This is a genomic window from Caulobacter sp. DWR2-3-1b2, from assembly GCF_049896345.1.
In the GTDB taxonomy this organism is placed as follows: Bacteria; Pseudomonadota; Alphaproteobacteria; order Caulobacterales; family Caulobacteraceae; genus Caulobacter.
Genome location: NZ_JAFCUC010000001.1, coordinates 1272806 through 1293539, shown reverse-complemented (window position 1 = coordinate 1293539; position 20734 = coordinate 1272806). Strand labels below are relative to the sequence as shown.

Here is a 20734-nt window from a genome sequence, read left to right as displayed (position 1 = left end):
GCTCGATCCGAGCCCACTGATCGTCCCGAAGAACTTCGCCTTCCAACACCGCCTCCAAAAAGCAGCGTTGAATCAGAACCGCCTCTCGATGGGAATCCTAAATCGTCACTACGGCCTAGAGCATTAGCCGCAAAAGGCGATTATCCTGACCTCCGGTTATAGCGAGGCTCTATCCGACAGTAAGGAAAAGGGCTTTCCCCTGTTGCAGAAGCCGTATTCGGTCGAGGCGCTCTCACACATCGTCAGAAAGAGCGACAGGCGCCGGTAAGACGCTACGCGCCGCAGGACCCAGGCGCGAGAGATCACGACGTGCAAGCTCCCCCTCCCGCGACCTATCCCCTAATTCACGCTCGACCTGCCCAGCGAGCCCGGAGTAGAAAACATGCAAGGTCGGGGGACCTAACTGAAACTTGTTGCGTCGACCACGACGCGTCCAGTGTGAGGCCCCCGATGGCTATTGAGCCCAACCGCGCCACATTGGGTTCGACCGACGAATTTGCGGCTGCTCTCGAAGATTTCTTTGATAACGGCTCGATCGGGCTTCATCTGGTTGGGAGCGATGGCCTGATACTGCGGGCGAACCAGGCGGAACTGGATCTGCTCGGATATACTGCGAACGAGTATATCGGCCGGCCAATCGCCGCCTTGCGCGCCGATGCTGAAAGCAATGCCCTGAACAGCTATCACGGGGCGAGCACCGGCAAGCCGGCCGAGGTCTCGGGCGAGCTGTTCTTCAGGCTCGACGGGTCCAGCTTCCCGGTTGCCGGGGTAGAATTGATCGGCAAGCCGTTCACGTTTGAGCAGATGGCGGCCCGTGTTCGGGATGTCCTGGACACCCGAGCCAAGCCGTGAAGGCGTTCGCGAGCAGCGCGCACTCTCTCGCAAGGTGTGCCTTGTCAATGATGTCAGGCGACGCGTGTCGGACCCAACGGAGCTGGCCGATCATCGCCCTCAGTGGAACGACCCGGTCCCGTATCGCTTTCAACTTGGCCAGAGCCTATTTTGCTGGACCTGCGCCGGGGAAGATTTCCAGATGAGCGAACGGGAGCTCGCCGTGCTGGAGCCAAACAGGGCCTTCCTCGACGGCGAGGGCGATACGCGCCGGCGCCTGCGTGTTTTCGACTGGACGTCCACATTGCTTGGCGCACCAGCGGAGTGGCCACCCGTCTTGAAGGCTCTTGTCGAGCTCATGCTGAACTCGAAACAGCCCATGTTCGTCGGCTGGGGCAAGGACCGGATCTGGCTTTACAACGATGCGTTTAACGCCCTCGTCGGACCCGAAGCAGACCCCCCAGGTCTGGCGGACGAACAGCGTTGGCCCTATGCAGGGTCGCCGTTGCAGCCCGTATTCGAGCGCGTGTTCACCGGCGCTTCAGCGCGTATCACGGCCTCGACCCTCGGCCTGGACGTGCGAGGCCGGGTCGATGCGCACTTCGACATCACGCCTGTTCGCGGCGAACGTGGCGGCGTCACCGGGCTCCTGGGCGTCTGGGCAGAGACCCCTGCTCAAATCCACGAGGACCCAAAGCCACTGGCAAGCATTGAGGAAGAACGCGAGCAGCTTTTTGAGATGAGCCGCGATCTCCTAGCGGTGGCGACATACGACGGCTTTTTGCGGCGTATCAACCCGGCCTGGTCGCACCACCTCGGGAGGTCTGAAGAAGACCTCCTTGCGAGGCCGTTTTCTGAAATCATCCATCCTGATGACCTCCCCTTCGCGGCCCAGGTCGTTGGGGCCTTGCAAAAGGGGGAGCCCGTCCATAAATTTCGCATCAGGCTGCTGAGGTCGGACGGCCAAGCCATAGCGTTCTCATGGTCCGCCGTGCCCAATCCGCAGTCCGGCAGCCAAACCTTCTATACCGTTGGCCGTGACGTCACGGACGACGCGCCCGAACTGCGACGAAGCGAAGCCCGCCTCCGCTTCCTCGACACCCTCAACAGGGCCCTCTCAACCCTCGACAATGCCGACGCGATCCTGGCCATCACCACGCGGATGGTCGGCGAATATATGGGCGGTTCGAACTGCGCCTATGCTGACATGGACGCCGATCAGGACGGCTTTACGGTCCGAGGCGATTGGGCGGCGCCAGGTTCGCAGACCATTGTTGGCCACTACAGGCTTGCTGACTTCGGGAAGCTGGCGGTGGCCAACCTTGGCGCTGGCCGGCCGCTGATCGTCATGGATAATCTGGCCGAGCTTGCCCCCGAAGAGGCCGCGACCTTCCAGGCGATTGGGATCGCCGCCACGATCTGCATGCCCCTCGTCAAGGACGGTCGGCTGACAGCCTTGATGGCGATCCATGACGCGGCCCCGCGCTCATGGACCGAGGACGACCTGGCGCTGATCGGCGAAGTCACCCAGCGCTCGTGGGCTCATATTCAAAGGGTCGGCGCCGAAGCCGCCCTCAGGACGAGCCATGGGCGGTTCGAGGCCGCGGTCGCGGCGGTCGAAGGCCTGATTTGGACCAACGATCCCGAGGGACGCATGGTAGGAGAGCAGCCGGGCTGGGCGGGGCTCACCGGACAGTCTCGAGACGAATACCAAGGCTATGGTTGGGCCGCAGCCGTGCACCCGGAGGATGCTCAGCCTACCGTCGATGCGTGGGAAGAGGCCGTCCGCGAGCGCAAGCCGTTCTTGTTTGAGCACAGACTGCGCCGCGCCGACGGCGCTTGGCGCACCTTCTCGATTCGCGCGGTCCCGACCTTCGGCTCGGACGGCTCCATTGTTGAATGGGTCGGTGTCCACACCGATATCACGGCCCAGCGAGCGGCTGAAACCGAACTTAGAGACTTGGCCATTACCTTGGAAAAGCGCGTCGCGGCCGCGCTCGCCGAACGCAGGCTCCTGGCTGATATTGTGGAGGGCACAGACGCCTTCGTGCAGGTTGTTGACTTGGAGTTCCTCTGGATGGCCGTCAACCGGGCCGCCGCTGATGAGTTCGAACGGATTTATGGGGTGCGACCCAAGGCTGGCCTTTCGATGCTCGATCTCCTGGCGCCCCAGCCCGACCACCAGGCCGAGGTCCGCTCGGTCTGGGCGCGGGCCCTAGGAGGGGAAGAGTTCACGGAAGTCGGGGAATTCGGCGACGCCACGCGTGGCCGCAGGTCCTATGAGATGAAGTACAACGTGTTGCGCGACGCCTCCGGTGAGCAGATCGGGGCGTACCAATTTGCCTACGATGTGACCGATCGCGTTCGCGAGCAAAAGCGCCTGAGGTTCGCCGAAACCCAGTTGCGTCAGGTCCAGAAGATGGAGGCCATGGGCCAGCTGACTGGCGGCGTGGCGCACGACTTCAACAACCTGCTCACCCCGATCCTTGGGGCGTTGGACATGCTCGAACGCAAGGGCGCCAGGGGCGAGCGCGAACAGCGCTTGGTTTCCATGGCGATCCAGTCGGCCGAGCGCGCCAAGACCCTGGTGCAGCGCTTGCTCGCCTTCGCACGGCGCCAGCCCCTGCAATCGACGACCCTTGATGTGAGCGAATTGGTGGCTGGCATGGCGGATTTGGTCGCCAGCACGATCGGCCCCCATATCAAGGTGGTGGTCGAGCTAGAGGACCGGCTGCCGCCAGCTTTGGCCGACGCCAACCAGCTGGAAATGGCTCTGTTGAATCTCGCTGTCAACGCGCGCGATGCGATGGAGGACAATGGGACGCTGCGGCTGATGGCCCGGAGCGCAACCATCAAGCGCGGCGACCGCGCCGACCTCGAGCCTGGCCGCTATGTCATCGTCTCCATAGCCGATACTGGCGTGGGAATGGATCAGGCCACTCTGGCACGAGCCATCGAGCCCTTCTTCTCGACGAAGGGCGTCGGCAAGGGCACCGGGCTTGGGCTCTCAATGGTGCATGGCCTCGCGGAACAATTGGGCGGGAGCCTGACCATACAAAGCGGCCTTGGCGTCGGCACCACCGTAGAGCTTTGGCTTCCGCAAAGTGAAGAGGCGGTTCGCCCGACGACAGGGGATCCTGAGATATCGTTTTTGACCGAAGGCCCTAAGGGCACAGTTCTCCTGGTGGATGACGAAGAGTCGGTGCGGGCAATAACAGCTGAGATGCTGACGGACATGGGCTGGGCCGTCCAAGAGGCTAGTTCGGCTGAAACCGCCTTGGCCATGATCGAGGCCGGCCTTCGGCCCAGCCTGATTGTCACCGACCATTTGATGCCCGGAATGACGGGCGTGGAAATGGCCGCCGCCGTGAAGGTCGCTCTTCCGGAAGTCCCGATCCTGCTTGTTTCTGGTTTTGCGGAGCACTCCGGCGTATCGCCGGAGCTGCCTCTTCTCAGTAAGCCCTTCCGAAACACAGACCTTGCGCGAAGCGTCGCTTGCCTTACCGCGAGGCCGGCCGCCACGGCGATGACAGCGGGCACGAACCAGCCGGAGACCTGATCGGCCATCCGCTGGATCGGAGCGCGGCTGCGTTGCGCGTCGGCGACCATCTGCACAATGCGTGAGAGCAAGGTGTCGGCGCCCACCTTCTCCGCCCGCATCACCAAGGAGCCGGTCTTGTTGATCGAGCCGGCGATGACCTTGCCCCCTGGCTGCTTGGTGACCGGCATGGACTCGCCCGTCACCAGGGACTCGTCGATCGACACACCGCCTTCGACGATCTCGCCGTCCACCGGCGCCCTCTCGCCTGGTCGGACCCGCAGCCGGTCGGCTACGAGGACAAGGTCGAGCGTGACCTCCTCGTCGGTCCCGTCCTCGCGGAGGCGCCGCGCGGTCTTGGGAGCCAAGTTGAGCAGGGCCTTGATCGCCCCGCTGGTTCGTTCGCGGACCCACAGTTCGAGGACCTGCCCCAGGAGCACCAGCACGGTGATCACGGCGGCCGCCTCGAAACAGACCGGAACGGCGCCCGCCGCGTCGCGGAAAGCGGGCGACGCGCGCCCATATGCGCAGTGGAGACTGGGCGAGACGCCTTCGCGGGGTATCTGCCGCAACGGCAGAGATGGGGATTTGATCCAAGCCAAGCCAAGCCAAGCCAGGCCGTTCAATCGCCTAGACCCGCATCCAAGGCTCGGCGCGCGCTGCGGCCGGCCTTCAGGACGATCGCCGTGGAGACAACTTGCGGCGCCCCCATCAGATGACGAAAACCGGCGCGAAGCCGCCCCCCGGCGTCCTGAAGTTGGTGGTCTGTCCCTGGTAGACGGGGGCGGCCATCAGAAGTGGTGAACCAGCATAGGTGTAGAGGCGCATGTCCAGCTTCAGCGACTGGATCTTGCCGTCGACCCTGATCCGCCGTTCGCGGGGCGCGGCGAACGCCTGGGCGATGTAGCCGCCTTGCCGGATGTCCTGCCAAACGCCTCGGGTGATCTTGTCGCCGCGATAGACCGCCTTGCCCCCATGGCCCGCCGCCGGCTTGAAGAAGTAGCGCTTGCGCGCCGCCCAGAGCTGGTCCGCATTATCCGCGGTGACCATGACGGTGGCGGGCACGGCCGCCAGGCTCTGCCGCTGGCTGGATGTGATCGCCCATCGGCTCGCCGCGCCCGGGTCGGAGAGCAGGGTCAGGTTGCGCTTGTCGGCCAGGAGCGCGTGATTGCGAGGGTTGGGCGTGAGCACAACCGCGCCAGCCATATAGGCCTCTCGCAACGGCTCATGGCCGCTTTCGCTCAGGGCGAAGTCCACCAGGCGGTTGTAGACAAGATCGACCGCCTGGTCCTCGAACTCCAATCGGCCCTCGACGAAGCGCAGTTGCTCCGGATCGACCACCCAGGCCTTGAGGCCGTTGCGCTCGAAGAAGCGTTGCGCCAGCAGAAACTCGGGAAGCAGATATTGCTCCCGCAGCCGATCATCGACGATGGCGACTGTTCGCGGCTGTCCCACGCGACCTTGCGCCCGCCACTCCGCCAGGAACATCTTCCAGACGATCGCGTCGAATTCATCTGGACGCGCCCCCCGCATCGCGTCGCCCGCCTCGCGGCAGCAGGCCCTCTGCGCACGCGCCAGCATGGCGTTGAGGAAGGCGCCCCCGGCATTGGTATTGACCTCGATGAGCTTGGGCCCCTCAGCGCCGAGATGGAAGTCGTAGCCCATGAAGACCCCGCAGGGGCCAAAGTCCTCCATGAGGCGCGGATCATCGAAGCCTTCTTCGCCGACCTGCTGGACGAGCTGTTCGGTCCCATCCCCTGACACGCTGGAGACACCGCCATGGGCCGCCTAGTCCCACCGGAGCCGACCACCACCGCGCCGGACCACGGCGGTGATGCTGGATCTTCAGCATTTTGGCCCAGGGCCTTCCGTTAAAACACTGGTTCGAGACCCCTTTGCCCGCGTCAACGACGTAGAATTGATCTGGGATGTCCGCGCGAGCCCGACCTCCCGGTCCTGACCGTCTACAGGCGACAGGCCGCCGTTGTGCAGAAGCCTTCAGCGAAGAGTTGGCCTCGGCGTTTGACGTGAAAGCCGGGAGATAAGTCGCCAGTAGAAACGCGGCGAGCAGTAGGGGTACAGCATGCCCGACCCGAACAAGCCTCAACGTCTTCTCACTGTGCAGCAGCGTGGAAAAAAGGCTCTGACGCACATTTGGTGACGCGATCAGGTGGCATGGCCAATCAGCCGGGCCTGTAGGAGATCTAGCTTCCCCCGGCCGTACATCTGGCGCTGAGTAGGGCTGGGTTGATGGTCTTGGCGCCAATGGCGCCGCGGATCTGGCGCATCGACTTGCGCACCGCGTCGAGGAACGCGCGGCTGGCGTTCTCCATCAAGTGCCAGCAGTCGGCGACCTGGACCGCATGCGGAACCGCTTTGGCGGCCGCCAAAGCGTAGGCGCCGCCCCGATCGCGAGCGACGATGGCGATTTGCGGTTGCTGGCTCAGCCAAGCATGAGCCCTGGCGCGGCTCGCGGTCTGGAAGCAGGCTGATGGGCCGCCTCCGTTCCAGATCACCGATGATCGTCCCGTAGCGATGGTTGCGTCGCCAGACCCAGTCGTTGATGCCAACCACTGTGGGCGGCGTGGGCGCTGGAGAGCCGCGCCGGCGGACTACCCGCAGCAGCGTGTCGTTGCTGACCGGCAGCCTCATAAGAGCTCCTGGCGCACCATTTCGGCCGCCGCAGAGGGTGCAGGTTGAGCGCCGCCCAAGCCGCTTGCTCCCTCCGGAGAGCAAATGGCGCTGGACGTTCCGTTGCTGTGGCGTTGGCCCGAGGATCCGTTGCGTTTGCCGTGCGCGGGAGGCGTAGCCGGACGCGCGAAGGAGGAACTTCGCGGCGAAGGCGCGTCCTTATCCTGTACAGTGGAACTGTCGTTCTTATGGGACTTTTCCAGGCGCCGGGATCTAGGCGCCTGGGCGGCATATCTCTGCGCAAACCCCGCGGGCTCAAGATAATGGGCCCGGCGGGCTTGCGTCGCCTCGCGGAACGCAGCGTCAGCGGCCTCCATTTCGTCCAGGCGGGCCACCAGCGGGGCCAGGTTATTAGGGCCCCGTTCCCTGTCAAACTCCTCAGTGCTCGGGGGCCGGGGGTTTGACAGCGAACGGGGCCGCCGCGAAGATCGCGTTGCCTCCGACGAGCGTCAGCAGAGGTCGTGCGGCGTTCGCTGCGCGGCGGGCACGGCGAGATTCACGTCAGGGCGGCCGATCTGGTGTGAAGAAGGTGACTCACCAAGGGATCGCCGCGCCGTCCCAGGCGTAGAACCCACCGGTCGCCTCGGGGCTTAATCCGTCAAGGACACGCAGGATGTGGCCTGCCGCGACCTGCGGCGTGAAAAGCCGGGCCGGCGGGGTCTGCCCGATGAACGGCCGGCTGAGCGGCGTCGCCACCGTACCCGGATGGATCGCCACGCAAACACCAAGCGGATGGGTGCGTGCGTGCTCGATTGCAGCCGTGCGGATGATCATGTTGAGCGCGGCCTTCGAGGCCCGGTAGCCGTACCAGCCGCCCGCCGCATTGTCGGCGATGCTGCCCACCCGCGCCGACAAGGATGCAAATGCGCTGGCGCGGTCACGCGGCATCAAGGGCAGGAAATGCTGCGCGACGAGCGCCGGGCCGATTGCGTTGATCTGGAACTGCCGACCCAATGTGTCCGAGTTCAGGGTCCGAAGGGACTTCTCCGGGCCAAAGCCTGGACCGTGCAGCGCGCCGGTGGCCACGATGACGCGGGTTGGCATCCCCAGGGCCGCCACCCGCCGCGCTGCCGCCAAAAGGCTCGGCGCCTCCAGTATATCGGCTTCGATCCAGGTCTGATCCGCGTCATCGATCAGATCCGACGGGCGCTGCCGTGACAGGCCGACCACATGCCCGTACCGCGCATCGCGCCGAAGCGCCTCGAGGAGGGCTCGACCGATGCCGCCGCCTGCTCCGATCACCACCGCGATGTCGCCGTTCCCCTCGCTGGTCACTGCGGAACCTGCAGGACCCCGACGCACAGCCCGCCGACGGCGCCGATCGTGAGACCGGTCCTGAGCCGGGCGTACCAAGGCGGCAATCCCTTGGCGCTGACGTCCCAGGCCCAGTTCAGGGCCAAGGCGGCGGTTAGCACGGTCAACTGAAGGCGGGCTGCGTCAGGGAGGAAAACCAGGGCCGCGAGCCCCGCCAGGGTCGGCGTCATGGCCAGCCCCACGACGATGGGATCGGGCGCGGCGTCCCGCACCGCCAGCCCCCATCGCGCCCCGCCCAGGAATGAAAGGATCAGGGCGGCATAGACGGCTTCGATCGCCGCAGCGACGTCCACCCATTTCGGCGCCAGTACGCTCGCGACGGCCAGCGACCAGAAGGGAATGATCCCCAGAACGCCGTAGGCCAGGACGCCGCGCGGCGTATGTCCCGTTCGCCCTGTCATCGCTTCCTCGTCCGCCGCGCCAGGCCCCATCGCAAGATCGTCTGCAATCCCGGGCGCAATCTCAGAAAGAGGCCGTAGGCTCGTTCCAGGAGCCAAAGGACCGGCGGCGGCGAGGCCAGCACGGCGAGCGGGCGTAGGGCCGGCAGGACACCCCACATGGCCACGAAGGCCGCCGCCCCGGCGACCACCGGCCCGCCGCGAGGCTGGGCGTGCAACCGCGCCAACCGCGCCACGCGATCGTTCGGGCACGCACCCGGTAGGCTGAGATCGACGAACTCGATCGCCGAGCCGCGATCAAGCTGACTCATCAGCCCGATCTCCGCCCTGCAGATCGGGCAGTCGCCATCGTACCAGACGGTCAGCGAACGCGGGTCGGCCACGGCTACTGGGGGCCTGACAGCCATGCGAACGCTGAGTGATTGTGAATGGACTCGAAGTTTTCTGAGGAGACCTCATAGCGGGCCACGCGGGGATCGGCGGACAGCGACACAGCGATATCGCGCACGAGATCTTCCACGAACTTCGGGTTCTCGTAAGCGCGCTCGGTCACATACTTTTCGTCTGGTCGCTTCAGAAGCCCCCAGAGCTGGCAGGACGCGCTCGCCTCAGCGATATCGATGAGGTCCTGCAACGGCAACACGGCGCCCTGCGCCAGCGTCGCGGCAATGGTGATGTGCGAGCGCTGGTTATGGGCGCCGTAGAGCGAGATCTCTTTCGAGCACGGACAGAGGCTGGTGACCGGGGTCAGGATCTGCTGAGTGATCGACAGTTGGCCGTTGGCATGTTCGGCGCGGAGCGTCAGCTGGTGGTCGAGCAAGCTCTTGATCCCCGAAACGGGCGCGGTCTTGCGGACAAAGTAGGGCATCCGCATCTCGATGACGCCGCTCTCGGCGCCGAGGCGCGTCAGCATGGTCGCCATCAGGCTTAATAGGGTTTCCGCGGAAAGGGGCGCCTTGAAATCCTCCAGCACCTCCAGGAACCGCGACATGTGGGTTCCCTTGGCGTGGGCCGGCAGGGACACGTACATGTCGATGACCGCAACCGAAGGCTGGACGCCGTCGTGCGTGGCGATGAGCATCGGATAGGTAACCGATTTCACGCCCACCCGCTGTATGACGATGTTTCGAGAATCCTCGCTGGACTGCACATCTGGCATCAGCGCGGTGGTGATCATGTTCATGGCGGGCTCCGCGTATTTGTCCTGGACAAATACGCCTTGAAGCCCGATTGTCCAGAAAATAACTGATAGTTGTCCATGACAAATATAGATGCACCCGACAGCTCGCGCCTGATGAGCATCGCGGCGGTCGAGCGCGACTGCGGCTTGCCCAAAGACACGCTGCGCGTCTGGGAGCGACGCTACGGTTTCCCCAAACCGTTGAGGGACCACAATGACGAACGGCTGTACCCAGCCGATCAGGTGGCCACCCTCCGCCTGCTCCGCCGTTTGGTGGCTGCGGGCCATCGTCCCGGGAGAGTGGTCGGCCGCCCGGACGAGGACCTTTTCGCCCTGCTACGGCAGATCGACTCCCAGGCGCCGCGGTCCGTCGGGGGCGAGGGCCAGCAGGTTCTGAAGCTTCTGGAGGCTTATGACGCGGCCGGGCTGCGGGAGGTTTTGAACGCCATGGTCATGCGGGCCGGCTTGGGCGCGTTCGCAGCCGAAATCGGGCCTGGGCTAGCAGAGGCGGTCGGGGTCGCGTGGTCGCGGGGCGAGCTTGAGATCCATCAGGAACACCTGTTCACCGAGCAGTTCACGACCGTCCTGCGCAGCGCCATCAATGCAGCCCAGGGCGCAGGCGTGCCGCGTCGTCGCCCGCGGGTTTTGTTCAGCACCTTTCCGCAAGAACCGCATGCTCTCGGCCTGCTGATGGCCGAGGCGATGTTCACGCTCGAAGGCTGCCTCGGCATTTCCTTGGGCGTGCAGACACCGATCCCCGAAATTGCTGCTGCCGCCAGGGCGCACGAGGTCGACATCCTGGCGCTGTCGTTCTCGTCGATGATCCCGGTGACTCAGGCGGTCGCTGGCCTCTCTGAACTGCGCGCCCTCGTGCCCAGTACCGTAGAGATCTGGGCCGGCGGCGCCTGCGCCGGCCTACGACCGAAGCCCGGCGTCCGAGTGCTGCGAGCGCTAGCCGCCATCGGGCCCGCAGTTACGGCGTGGCGGGCTTGTGAAGATGGAAGGATCGCTCAAGTGTGATGCAACCGAGCCGATTAGACAGATATTCTCAACAGCAAAAGCAAGACCGCAACAATCAGAAGGAAAAGTCTCATGAAAAAGTTTGTAGTTCACATTTGGAGTTACGTATTCGACCATAATGTCAGCCCGCTGCGTCATATCCCGGACGTGCCCACTAGACATATGATACTGCAGATTCTGGCTTGGATGTGGGTTTCGGCCTTTTCTATTGCTATTGGTAGCTATACGTTCTTCGCCGTAAGTATGATTGGACACATAGCTCTAATAGCAGCTGCGGCCATAACTGTTGCGACCTACACAGCCGCAGAAAAGAAGCCAGCGTTGTTTGCATTTCAATCGGCACGTAGGCCCGACGGGGAGCACGAATAGAACTCGTCGGATGCGGGCTCTGGCGGCTTGAATTGCACCCGCTAGAACTTGCATGGCCTTCGACTCAATCGCAATCGGCCGCCGTACACCGCACCGGAGCACGCCACCAAAGAGCCGGCGGCGTGCTGACGGGTCGCAAGAGAGTAGGATGATTATGAGACGGAGAGTATTGGGCGCAGTACTGGGCGTCACCCTCATCGGAACCGTTGCGATGGCCGTCGAAGAACCACCCTTTAAGGCCGTCCTCCGCGAGGGCGCTTTCGAAGTCCGCGACTATCCGGCCCTGGTGGTTGCTGAGGTGACCGTCGGCGGGGACCAGAAAGCAGCGGCCGGCAAAGGCTTTCGCCTGCTCGCCGGCTATATATTTGGTGGCAACAAACGCCGCCAGAGCATCGCCATGACGGCGCCGGTGGCCCAGTCGTCGATGAGCGAGAAGATCGCCATGACCGCGCCGGTCACCCAGACCCAGAGTGCAAACGAATGGGTCGTGCGCTTCACGATGCCGAGCGCCTATTCCTTAGCGACGCTTCCCGAACCTAACGACCCTAAGGTGCACCTGCGCGTTCTTGCGCCCGCCCGCTTTGCGGTTCTCCGATTCTCTGGCCTGGCGCGGAAGGACGATGTGGCCGCCAAAACCTCCGAGCTCGAAAAGATTACTGGAACACACCACCTCCGCGCTGTCGGCCCGGCGTCGCTGGCCCAGTATGATCCCCCGTGGACCCCCTGGTTCTTGCGGCGCAACGAAGTGATGATCCCCGTCGCGCCCTGATTGCGCCTGATCGGCCAAACGGCGGCAGCGGCCTGCAGCTCTCACAGCGGCCAGGATCTGCGGTCGTGGCGCTCGTCGCGGGACGCTCTTGTCGATAGTGGCAGGCTTGGCGGGTCAACACCTCTGCGCGAATGACATGGGACCGCTCGCCGCACCATTCGCAGGGGAGACTTGCGATTTCCTGTTTCGAGCACAGGACCGATTGCGCGCTCTTTCCCGTGCATCGTGGCGAGGACGGCGACGGTGTTTTTGTAAGGACGATCATCAGCCGCCATGTTCAGAAGTAGCTCTCTTGTGAGGTGGCGCCGGAAATTCGGACAGTTGGCCAATACCAAAAGCCCCTAGCTCTGACTCCGACAGGACTCCGTGACTGGCCGAACGGTGATTCACTCTCGTGGTTGCAAGGGAGGTTGTGGATGTCGGCGATCAAGCTTCGAGACGATTATGACGCCGCCCAGACCCGTCGTCTGGCGGCCCGCGCCAAGAATGCCGATCAGGCGCGGCGACTGCTGGCGCTGGCGGCGGTTTATGAAGGCCGCAGTCGAGCCGAAGCGGCTGAGTTGGCCGGCATGGACCGGCAGACGCTGCGGGACTGGGCGCTGCGGGAGCCCATGGCGTGGTCGTCCTCGACCAGGCCGGATGGCACACCACCCAAAAGCTCAGACCGCCCGACAACCTCACCCCGTTGCCCCTGCCGCCACGCTCACCCGAGCTCAATCCCGCCGAGAACGTCTGGCAGCACCTGCGACAGCGCTTCCTCTCCAACCGGGTGTTCGACGACGACGACGCCATCGTCCAAGCCATCTGCGAGGCCTGGAACAAATTGATGGCAGAGCCAGACCGCATCAAATCCATCGGCCACCGCCAATGGGCCAAAGGTTCACGCTAGGGGCGATGGGTATTAGACTACCGGAATTCCGATAAGCCATTGTTTTGGAGCCGCTTTGTGCCAACCAAGTCAGAAAATCCACCGGCAACCCCAGCGTCGTTACAGCTGTTACAGCCAAACGCCGCCGCTGCTCCGTGACAGCGAAGCTCACAACCCATTGAGATTGTTCGGAGAAAATGGCGCGCCCGGAACGATTCGAACGTCCGACCCTCAGATTCGTAGTCTGATGCTCTATCCAGCTGAGCTACGGGCGCGCATTGCCTTTCGGCGAGGCGGGGGAGATAGCCCGTTCACCGGTGGGGCGCAAGCGGGTTTTCATGCAGATGGGGGGAAGTTTGTGGAGAACCAGGGCGGGGGCTTGACCCGCAAGGCCGCGCTCCCCTTTTGAAAGACCTGGACGACCTTGGCCGCGCGTGGATCCGCGCTGGTGCGGGCGCCATTCGCTTACCGACCTTTCGACGGAAGTCCGCCCATGCGCTTGATCGCCCCCCTGGTTCTCGCCTTGCTCGCCGGTTGCGCGCCCCTGGCGGCCGTGACGCCGGAACCGGCGATGGCCGCGACGCCGATCGCCGCGACGCCCGTCTATTCGCCGCGGGGCATGGTCGCCGCCGCCAATCCGCTGGCGGTCGCGGCGGGGCTGCGGGTGCTGCGCGATGGCGGGTCGGCCGTGGATGCGGCGGTGGCGGTGCAATCGGTGCTCGGTCTGGTCGAGCCGCAAAGCTCGGGCCTGGGCGGCGGATCGTTCATGGTGTTCTACGACGCCAAGACCGGCAAGGTGACCGCCTATGACGGTCGTGAGAAGGCTCCGCGGGCGGCCACGCCGCAGCTTTTCATGGGACCGGACGGCAAGCCGCTGGACTTCGTCACCGCCCTGCTTTCCGGCCGCTCGACGGGCGTGCCGGGGGCTGTGGCCATGCTGGCCCAGGCCCAGAAGGAGCACGGCAAGGCGGCCTGGGGCACGCTGTTCAAGGACGCCGAGGCCCTGGCCGATGGCGGCTTTACCGTCAGTCCACGCCTGGCCGGGATGATCAACAGCCCGCGCATTCCGGAGAACGTCGCGCCCGATGTCATCACCTATTTCACCAAGCCGAACGGCCAGCGCTACCAGGCCGGCGACACGCTGAAGAACCCGGCCTACGCCGTCACCCTGCGCAGCCTGGCCGCCAAGGGGCCCAGCGCGCTCTATGACGGCCCGCTGGCCCAGGCGATCGTCGATCGACTGCATCAGGGTGAGCTGTCGTCGAGCATGACACTGGCCGATCTGAAGGCCTACAGGCCGCGCTCGGCCGACGCCCTGTGCCGGCCGTGGAAGGTCTATACGGTCTGCGTGCCCAACCCGTCGTCGAGCGGCGCGTCGCTGCTGCAGGCCTTGATGATGCTGGAACACACCGACATCGCCACGCGTGGGCCGACCGATCCGACAGCCTGGACGCAGATGGCCGAGGCCGAACGGGTGATGTACGCCGACCGCGACCGCTATATCGGCGATCCGTCCTTCGTGAAGGTTCCGGTCGAAGGCCTGCTGGACCCCGCCTATGTGGCGGAGCGCGCGAAGCTGATCGGCACGAGCGCGGGTCCGGCGCCCACCTTTGGCCTGCCCAGGGGCGCCCCGGTCGTGGGCGCGGACTCGACGCGTGAGCCGGCCGGCACGACCCACATGGTCATCGTCGATCCGCAGGGCAATGTGGTGTCAATGACCACCACGGTCGAGAGCGTCTTCGGCTCTGGCCGGATGGTCGGCGGCTTCTTCCTCAACAACCAGCTGACCGACTTCAACTTCGACCCGAAGGACCCCGACGGCGCCCCCGGGGCCAACGCCGTGGCCGGCGGCAAGCGGCCGCGCTCGTCGATGGTTCCGGTCATCGTGCTCGACAAGGACGGCAAGTTCCTGGCGGCCCTGGGTTCGCCAGGCGGCTCGGCGATCCTGTCCTATAATCTCAAGGCCATGGTCGGGGTGTTCGACTGGGGCCTGTCCATGCAGCAGGCGATCAACCTGCCCAATATCGTGGCGCGCGGCGACAGCTTCTCGGCCGATGTCGAGAAGTTCGGGCCGGAGATGACGGCGGCTCTGCAGGCGCGGGGCGTGGCCATCCGTACCGGCCAGAACGAGACCTCCGGCCTGCATGGCGTGATCGTCCGGCCGGGTGGCGTGCTGGAAGGCGGGGCGGATCCTCGGCGCGAGGGCGTGGCCAAGGGGCTGTAGGGGGGGCTGTAGGGGCGCTCTGCGTTCTTCGAGGCTTGCCTAGAGCATTTTTCGAGCGAAGTGGTTCCGGTTCGCGTGAAGAAAAATGCTCTAGGGTTTGGAGTTCGCCTTGGGCTTCGCCGGGGCCAGCGCCGGCTCGAGCACGCCTGCCAAGGTCAGGTCGAACACCGAGCCGCCCGGTCCTGTCTCGACGAGCGCCAGATCGCCGCCATGGCCTTGGGCCAGCTCACGAGCGATCGCCAGGCCCAGGCCCGTGCCGCCCCGCCGCACCGAGCCGACGAACGGCTGGAAGAGGTTGTTGCGAGCCCTTTCCGGCACGCCCGGACCATCGTCCGACAGGCGCAGCACGCTCATGCCGTCGACGCGGCGCAATTCGACAAAGACCTTGCCCTTGCCCCCGCGATCGGGGGAGCCCTCGATGGCCTCGCGAGCGTTGCGCAGCAGGTTGGTCAGGATGCGATGCAATTGATCGGGATCGGCCAGCACCTGCTCGCGGGTCTCGATGACGGTCTCCAAAGCCACCCCGGTCGGCAGCAGGCCCGAGTCCTCGGCGGCCATGTCGAGGGCGGCGCGGAGCGGCAGCGGTCGGGCCAGCGGCGCGGGCTCCTTGGACTTGCCATAGGCCATGACATCGGTGGCCAGGGTGATGGCGCGGTCGAGGGCGCGTTCGAGACGCGGCAAGGCCTGGGCGACCTTGGGATCGCCGAGCGCGGCCAGGCGGTCCGACGCCATCTGGGCGCTGGTCAGCATGTTGCGCAGGTCGTGATTGATCTTGGCCACCGCCTCGCCCAGGGCGGCCAGGCGGGCCTTGGCCTGCAGGGCGGTGATCAGGTCGGTCTGCATCAGGTCGAGCTCGCGCTCGGCGCGGCCGATCTCGTCGCGGCGGCGCGAGACCACGACGCGGGCGCGGGCGTCCTCGGGGTCGGCGCGAAACCGCTCCATGGCCTGGGTGATGCGCTGCATCGGGCGCACCAGCAGGAAGTTCAACGATAGATAGATCAGCCCTCCCGCCAGCAAGGCGACGAACAGGGTCACCGCCGCCAGCCGGCCGAAATAGCCGATCAGCTGGGCCTTCAGCGGGCCGTCGGGCAGCACGATCTCGACGAACTCGGCTTCCTGGCGGAAACGCGGCTCGGCCATCACCCGCACCATGCTGCCCGGCGCGCTCTTCAAGGTGAAGAACGGGGCGGCGAGCCACGAGCCGGAGTTCTGGCGGCGCAGGTCCACGAGATAGGGCGGCTTGATCTTGAGGCCGCGCGGCTCGGTGGGCAGGACCAGGCGGCGGGCGCCATCGACCTCTAGGGCGACGATCACCACACCAGCCTGGTCCAGCAATTGCTGGGAGACCTTGTCGGTGATCCGGCGCTCGGGGTCGGCGTCGGCGATGGTCGAGGCCAGCTCGGCGGCGCGGACCCGATCCAGCAGCCACTGCTTCTCGAAGTCGGCCAGGGCCGGTGGCAGGATGAAGGCGCCGGCGATCGCCACGAACAGGGCGGTCAGCAGCAGCAGGCGCGCCGACAGGCCGCCGGGCCACGGGAAGCGACGCCCTGGCTTTCCCCCTGACGAGGGCGGTTCGGTCTCTGACGACGTGACCGGCTCGGCCATCTGTCTGGGTTACTTCACGTCTGAGGCTTCGGCAACGCGCCGGTTACGCCAATAGCGCCAGAGCGGCGGCAACAAGGCCAGGGCGCCCATGGCCAAGATCGGCAGATAGATGCGCGGCGAGAACAGGCTGTGCATCGTCACCGGCTCGCCGCTCGCGAAGAAGTGGCCCAGGCCCGCGCCGATCCCAGCATAGACGAACGAGCTGGGAATCATGCCCAGGAACGAGGCCAGCAGATAGGTGCGCAGGGGGATGTTCATCAGCCCGGAGGCGACATTGACCAGCAGCAGCGGAAAGGCCGGGATCAGCCGCAGGGTCAACAGGTAGGAGAAGGCGTCGGCCTTGAACCCTTCCTCGACCCGCGCCAGCAGAGCCCCGGGCTTACGGCGCAGGAAGTCGCCGAAAGCCGTGCGACAGACCAGATAGACCACGGTCGAACCGCCGGTGGCGCCGGTCACCGCCACGCAGCCGCCGCCGATCGGCCCGAACAGAAAGCCGCCGGTCAGCGAGAGGATCAGCGCGCCCGGAAGCGAGATCGAGACGGTGGCGACATAGATGAGGATATAGATCGCCGCACACTTCAGCGGATTGGCGTGGGCGTAGGCCTGCAGCGCCGTACCTTGGGCCTGCAGGGTCTCTAGCGACAGCCTGCCGGCCAGGCCCGTGCCCAGGGCAAGGGCCAGCAGGACCAGAAGGGCCGCCAGGGGTCCGAAGCGACGTAGCCACGTCAGGGCGGCGTCGGGGGTCATGCAGTCCCGATCGCGTCGGTGACCGAGGCGAAGCCCTCGGCCCGGAGCCGGGCGGCCAGGTCGCGCTTGATGCGGCTGACCAGTCCCGGGCCGCCATAGACCAGGGCCGAATAGAGCTGTATCGCGCAGGCCCCGGCCTTGATCTTGGCCAGGGCGTCGGCGCCGCTGGCGACTCCGCCGGCCCCGATCAGCGCCAGGTGACCGCTGTTGACGGCGTGGAAGCGGGCGATCATGGCGTTGGAGGCGGCCAGCAGGGGCTGTCCCGACAGGCCGCCGCTTTCGGTGGCGTGCGGCGACCTCAGACCGCCGGGGCGGGCGATGGTGGTGTTGCTGACGATGATTCCGTTCAGGCCATTGGCCTTCACCGTCTCGACAATGGCCTCGACCTCGCCGTCCTCCAGGTCGGGCGCGACCTTCAGGAAGATCGGATAGTCCACCGTCCCTGCCGCCTTCAGCAGGCCGCGCGCCTCGGCCAGCTTGCCCAACAGGTCCTGGAGCGCCGCCTTGGTCTGCAGAGCCCGCAGGCCGGGCGTGTTGGGCGACGAGATGTTGACGGTGAAATAGTCCGACAAACCCCACAGGCGGGTCAGGCCGGTGACATAGTCGGCGATGCGGTCGGTCGCGTCCTTGTTGGCCCCGATATTGGCCCCGACGATACCGCGCGTCCGCTGCGCCTTCAGCGTCGACAGGCGGGCGGCGAACGGCTCCAGGCCTTCGTTATTGAAGCCCATGCGGTTGATCACCGCCTGGTCCTGCGTCAGGCGAAAGAGCCGCGGGCGCGGATTGCCAGCCTGGGCCAGGGGCGTGACCGTGCCGCATTCGACGAAGCCGAAGCCGGCTCTCGACATCGCGGCCGGGACCTCGGCGTTCTTGTCGAAGCCCGCGGCCAAACCCACGCAGTTGGACAGCGGCAGGCCGGCGACGGTCAGCGACAGGATCGGGTCGTCCACGTCCGACTGGCGCGGACCCAGACCCATCTTCAGGCCCTTGATCGCCCAGCCGTGGGCGTCCTCGGGATCGAGCCCATGCAGGGCGCGCGCGGCGATGTCGTGCAGGCTCATGCGGAGAGCTCGCCGATGATCGGCGCGCCAACGGCGTCGAGGGCCAGCGGCCGCTCGGCGGTGACCTCATCGGTCCGCAGCGGGCGATAGAGGTGGGGAAACAGCGCCCCGCCGCGCGAGGCCTCCCACCTCAGGGCCGGGTCGGCGTCGTCGATCTCGACCGTGAGCAGCAGCAGGTCATCCTGACCCGCGAACCATTTGGCGGCGGTTTCCTGGGCTTGCTCGCCCGACGAGAAGTGGATGAAGCCGTCGGCCAGATCGACGGCCGAGCCCTCGAATGCGCCGGCCGCGCGCGCGGCGGCCCAGCTATCGGCCGACAGCAGCTTGTAGATCGTGCTCATTCGCCGCCTTGTCCGCCATTTTCCGAAGCATAGAACAGGTGGCTCAAGGTCGGGGCTCCATCCGTGTCGATCGAAAACACCGCGACCGTCGAGGTCGGGAACTTGCCGCGCAGCTTGGCCAGCAGAGCCGGATCGGCCGCTGCGCCCATCGCCATTCGCAGCGCCAGTTCGTGCAGGCCAGGATTGTGGCCGACGACCATGACGGTTCCGCTGTCGGGCGCCCCCTCGCGAATCGCCGCCAGCACGTCCTGAGCCTCGGCGTGATAGAGGTCGCGGCGGGGCTCGGCCCTGGCCTTGGGAAAGGCCGGGCCGGCGGCGTCCCAGGTTTCGCGCGTGCGGCGGGCCGAGGACACCAGCGCCAGATCCGGCGCTAGTCCGGCCTTGGCCAGCACCTTGCCCATCAGGGCGGCGTCGCTCTGCCCGCGGGGGGCCAGGGCGCGTTCGAAATCACCACCCGAGGCGGCGTGCTGCTCGGCCTTGCCGTGGCGCATGAGGATCAGTCGGTCCATGACCCTCCATAGCCTTCGCCGCCGCGCATCGGAAGCGCGGTTGCGAGCCCAGTTGACACAGGGGGCGCCAAGCGGTCCAAGGCGGCATGGCAAATCTCGATTTCGCCGGGGCTGTGCTGTCCGAGGGCGGAACCTGGCGGTTCCCGTCCAACCAGCCCCTGCGTCTCGACTCCGGCGCCAAGCTGGAAAATCTCGAGGTCGCCTATCGCACCTGGGGGACGCTGAACGCGGACGGCACGAACGCCATCCTGATCTGCCACGCCCTGACGCTGGACCAGCACGTCGCGGGGACCCATCCCACCACCGGCAAGCCCGGCTGGTGGACGCGGCTGATCGGTCCGGGCAAACCCATCGATCCGGCCCGGCACTTCGTCATCTGCTCGAACGTCATCGGCGGCTGCATGGGCTCGACCGGGCCCGCCTCGGTCAACCCCGCCACGGCCGAGGTCTACGGCCTGACCTTCCCGGTGATCACCATCGCCGACATGGTGCGGGCCCAGGCCATGCTGATCGACGCCTTGGGTGTCGAAAGCCTGTTGGCCGTCGTCGGCGGCTCGATGGGCGGCATGCAGGTCCAGCAATGGGCCGCCGACTATCCAGAGCGCCTGTTCAGCGCCGTGATCGTGGCCTCGGCGTCACGCCACTCGGCCCAGAACATCGCCTTCCACGAGGTGGGTCGCCAGGCGATCATGGCCGACCCTGATTGGAAAGCCGGCGCCTACGCCAAGGGCAAGTCGCGGCCCGAGAAGGGCCTGGCCGTCGCGCGGATGGCCGCCCACATCACCTATCTGTCCGAGCCGGCCCTGCAGCGGAAGTTTGGCCGCGAGTTGCAGCGCGACGGCCTGTCCTGGGGCTTCGACGCCGATTTCCAGGTGGAGAGCTATCTGCGCCACCAGGGCGCCAGCTTCGTCGATCGCTTCGACGCCAATTCCTACCTCTACATCACCCGGGCCATGGACTATTTCGACCTGGCGGCCGGCCATGGCGGGGTGCTGGCCCAGGCCTTCGCCGGCGCTCGCCACGTGCGGTTCTGCGTGCTGTCCTTCACCAGCGACTGGCTCTATCCGACCGCCGAGAACCGCCACATCGTCCGCGCCCTGACCGCCGCCGGCTGCCGCGCGGCCTTCGTCGAGATCGAGAGCGACAAGGGCCACGACGCCTTCCTGCTGGATGAGCCGGTGATGGACGCGGCCCTGCAGGGGTTCATGAGTTCGGTGGACCGGGAGCGGGGGCTGTGAGGGTTCGCATGACCAAGGCCCTCCCCCTGTG

16 protein-coding genes, 1 tRNA gene and 3 pseudogenes are annotated in these 20734 nt (G+C 65.9%); 7 read left to right on the top strand and 13 right to left on the bottom strand.

The genetic code is table 11. The features are described 5' to 3' along the window. Positions 1-450 precede the first annotated feature (450 nt). Both ACP694_RS06385 and ACP694_RS06380 read left to right on the top strand, forming a co-directional pair. A complete protein-coding gene (locus ACP694_RS06385) occupies positions 451-852 on the top strand; it encodes a PAS domain S-box protein (RefSeq protein ID WP_426011253.1) in 402 nt (133 codons plus the stop codon). Then, entirely contained in the window at positions 824-4390 is a 3567-nt protein-coding gene (locus tag ACP694_RS06380) for a PAS domain-containing protein (RefSeq protein ID WP_426011252.1), read from the top strand. The genes ACP694_RS06385 and ACP694_RS06380 overlap by 29 nt, the downstream gene beginning before the upstream one ends. Here the strand turns inward: ACP694_RS06380 and ACP694_RS06375 are convergent. The 7 genes and pseudogenes from ACP694_RS06375 to folE2 all read right to left on the bottom strand — a co-directional run. Then, positions 4345-4878: pseudogene (locus ACP694_RS06375) on the bottom strand (HAD-IC family P-type ATPase); the annotation flags it as partial. The gene ACP694_RS06380 and the pseudogene ACP694_RS06375 overlap by 46 nt on opposite strands. A 202-nt stretch (positions 4879-5080) precedes the next feature. Further along, positions 5081-6133 carry a hypothetical protein gene (locus ACP694_RS06370; protein WP_426011251.1) on the bottom strand — a complete coding sequence of 351 codons (1053 nt, stop codon included), beginning with the start codon at positions 6131-6133 and terminating at the stop codon, positions 5081-5083. Positions 6134-6597: 464 nt separating this feature from the next. Next, positions 6598-7051 (bottom strand): annotated as a pseudogene (locus ACP694_RS06365) (transposase); the annotation flags it as partial. A gap of 543 nt (positions 7052-7594) precedes the next feature. Then, a complete protein-coding gene (locus ACP694_RS06360) occupies positions 7595-8335 on the bottom strand; it encodes an SDR family NAD(P)-dependent oxidoreductase (RefSeq protein WP_426011250.1) in 741 nt (246 codons plus the stop codon). After that, on the bottom strand, positions 8332-8775 hold the full coding sequence (locus ACP694_RS06355) for a DUF3429 domain-containing protein (RefSeq protein ID WP_426011249.1): 444 nt from the start codon (positions 8773-8775) through the stop codon (positions 8332-8334). The genes ACP694_RS06360 and ACP694_RS06355 overlap by 4 nt, the downstream gene beginning before the upstream one ends. Beyond that, the gene (locus ACP694_RS06350; protein ID WP_426011248.1) at positions 8772-9155 is read right to left on the bottom strand and encodes a DCC1-like thiol-disulfide oxidoreductase family protein; all 384 of its coding nucleotides are present in this window, start codon (positions 9153-9155) and stop codon (positions 8772-8774) included. The genes ACP694_RS06355 and ACP694_RS06350 overlap by 4 nt, the downstream gene beginning before the upstream one ends. A gap of 2 nt (positions 9156-9157) precedes the next feature. Further along, on the bottom strand, positions 9158-9955 hold the full coding sequence (gene folE2, locus ACP694_RS06345; protein ID WP_426011247.1) for a GTP cyclohydrolase FolE2: 798 nt from the start codon (positions 9953-9955) through the stop codon (positions 9158-9160). Positions 9956-10066: 111 nt separating this feature from the next. On the opposite strand from folE2, the gene ACP694_RS06340 reads away from it, so the two are divergent. From ACP694_RS06340 to ACP694_RS06330, 3 genes and pseudogenes are all read left to right on the top strand, one after another. After that, entirely contained in the window at positions 10067-10972 is a 906-nt protein-coding gene (locus ACP694_RS06340) for a MerR family transcriptional regulator (RefSeq protein ID WP_426011246.1), read from the top strand. A gap of 580 nt (positions 10973-11552) precedes the next feature. Beyond that, on the top strand, positions 11553-12110 hold the full coding sequence (locus ACP694_RS06335; protein ID WP_426011245.1) for an SOUL family heme-binding protein: 558 nt from the start codon (positions 11553-11555) through the stop codon (positions 12108-12110). Between the two features lie 416 nt (positions 12111-12526). Next, positions 12527-12999, top strand: a pseudogene (locus ACP694_RS06330) (transposase). 177 nt (positions 13000-13176) lie between these two features. On the opposite strand, the gene ACP694_RS06325 reads toward ACP694_RS06330, so the two are convergent. Then, positions 13177-13253, bottom strand: a tRNA-Arg gene (locus ACP694_RS06325). Between the two features lie 218 nt (positions 13254-13471). On the opposite strand from ACP694_RS06325, the gene ggt reads away from it, so the two are divergent. Then, on the top strand, positions 13472-15202 hold the full coding sequence (gene ggt / locus ACP694_RS06320; RefSeq protein WP_426011244.1) for a gamma-glutamyltransferase: 1731 nt from the start codon (positions 13472-13474) through the stop codon (positions 15200-15202). Between the two features lie 90 nt (positions 15203-15292). Here ggt and ACP694_RS06315 read toward each other — a convergent pair whose 3' ends face one another. Genes ACP694_RS06315 through ACP694_RS06295 form a run of 5 tightly spaced genes read right to left on the bottom strand, consistent with a single transcriptional unit; the run spans position 15293 to position 19465 of the window. Beyond that, complete coding sequence (locus ACP694_RS06315; RefSeq protein WP_426011243.1) at positions 15293-16807, bottom strand: sensor histidine kinase; 1515 nt, start codon at positions 16805-16807, stop codon at positions 15293-15295. Between the two features lie 9 nt (positions 16808-16816). Next, positions 16817-17554, bottom strand: a complete 738-nt coding sequence (locus ACP694_RS06310; RefSeq protein ID WP_426011242.1) for a TVP38/TMEM64 family protein — start codon at positions 17552-17554, stop codon at positions 16817-16819. Beyond that, positions 17551-18615, bottom strand: a complete 1065-nt coding sequence (locus tag ACP694_RS06305; protein ID WP_426011241.1) for a quinone-dependent dihydroorotate dehydrogenase — start codon at positions 18613-18615, stop codon at positions 17551-17553. Before ACP694_RS06305 ends, ACP694_RS06310 begins: the two co-directional genes overlap by 4 nt. After that, positions 18612-18956: a DUF952 domain-containing protein gene (locus ACP694_RS06300; protein ID WP_426011240.1), complete on the bottom strand. Its 345-nt coding sequence runs from the start codon at positions 18954-18956 to the stop codon at positions 18612-18614. The genes ACP694_RS06305 and ACP694_RS06300 overlap by 4 nt, the downstream gene beginning before the upstream one ends. Further along, entirely contained in the window at positions 18953-19465 is a 513-nt protein-coding gene (locus ACP694_RS06295) for a SixA phosphatase family protein (protein ID WP_426011239.1), read from the bottom strand. The genes ACP694_RS06300 and ACP694_RS06295 overlap by 4 nt, the downstream gene beginning before the upstream one ends. 86 nt (positions 19466-19551) lie before the next feature. Here ACP694_RS06295 and metX point away from each other — a divergent pair, with 86 nt between their 5' ends. After that, entirely contained in the window at positions 19552-20703 is a 1152-nt protein-coding gene (gene metX / locus ACP694_RS06290; protein WP_426011238.1) for a homoserine O-acetyltransferase MetX, read from the top strand. Positions 20704-20734 lie beyond the last annotated feature (31 nt).

Excerpts from the sequence above, each read along its gene's own strand:
- ACP694_RS06385 (WP_426011253.1), top strand. The coding sequence starts at position 451 with ATGGCTATTGAGCCCAACCGCGCCACATTGGGTTCGACCGACGAATTT.
- ACP694_RS06380 (WP_426011252.1), top strand. The coding sequence starts at position 824 with ATGTCCTGGACACCCGAGCCAAGCCGTGAAGGCGTTCGCGAGCAGCGC.
- ACP694_RS06355 (WP_426011249.1), bottom strand. The coding sequence starts at position 8,775 with ATGACAGGGCGAACGGGACATACGCCGCGCGGCGTCCTGGCCTACGGC.
- folE2 (WP_426011247.1), bottom strand. The coding sequence starts at position 9,955 with ATGAACATGATCACCACCGCGCTGATGCCAGATGTGCAGTCCAGCGAG.
- ACP694_RS06340 (WP_426011246.1), top strand. The coding sequence starts at position 10,067 with ATGAGCATCGCGGCGGTCGAGCGCGACTGCGGCTTGCCCAAAGACACG.
- ACP694_RS06335 (WP_426011245.1), top strand. The coding sequence starts at position 11,553 with ATGGCCGTCGAAGAACCACCCTTTAAGGCCGTCCTCCGCGAGGGCGCT.
- ggt (WP_426011244.1), top strand. The coding sequence starts at position 13,472 with ATGCGCTTGATCGCCCCCCTGGTTCTCGCCTTGCTCGCCGGTTGCGCG.
- ACP694_RS06315 (WP_426011243.1), bottom strand. The coding sequence starts at position 16,807 with ATGGCCGAGCCGGTCACGTCGTCAGAGACCGAACCGCCCTCGTCAGGG.
- ACP694_RS06310 (WP_426011242.1), bottom strand. The coding sequence starts at position 17,554 with ATGACCCCCGACGCCGCCCTGACGTGGCTACGTCGCTTCGGACCCCTG.
- ACP694_RS06305 (WP_426011241.1), bottom strand. The coding sequence starts at position 18,615 with ATGAGCCTGCACGACATCGCCGCGCGCGCCCTGCATGGGCTCGATCCC.
- ACP694_RS06300 (WP_426011240.1), bottom strand. The coding sequence starts at position 18,956 with ATGAGCACGATCTACAAGCTGCTGTCGGCCGATAGCTGGGCCGCCGCG.
- ACP694_RS06295 (WP_426011239.1), bottom strand. The coding sequence starts at position 19,465 with ATGGACCGACTGATCCTCATGCGCCACGGCAAGGCCGAGCAGCACGCC.
- metX (WP_426011238.1), top strand. The coding sequence starts at position 19,552 with ATGGCAAATCTCGATTTCGCCGGGGCTGTGCTGTCCGAGGGCGGAACC.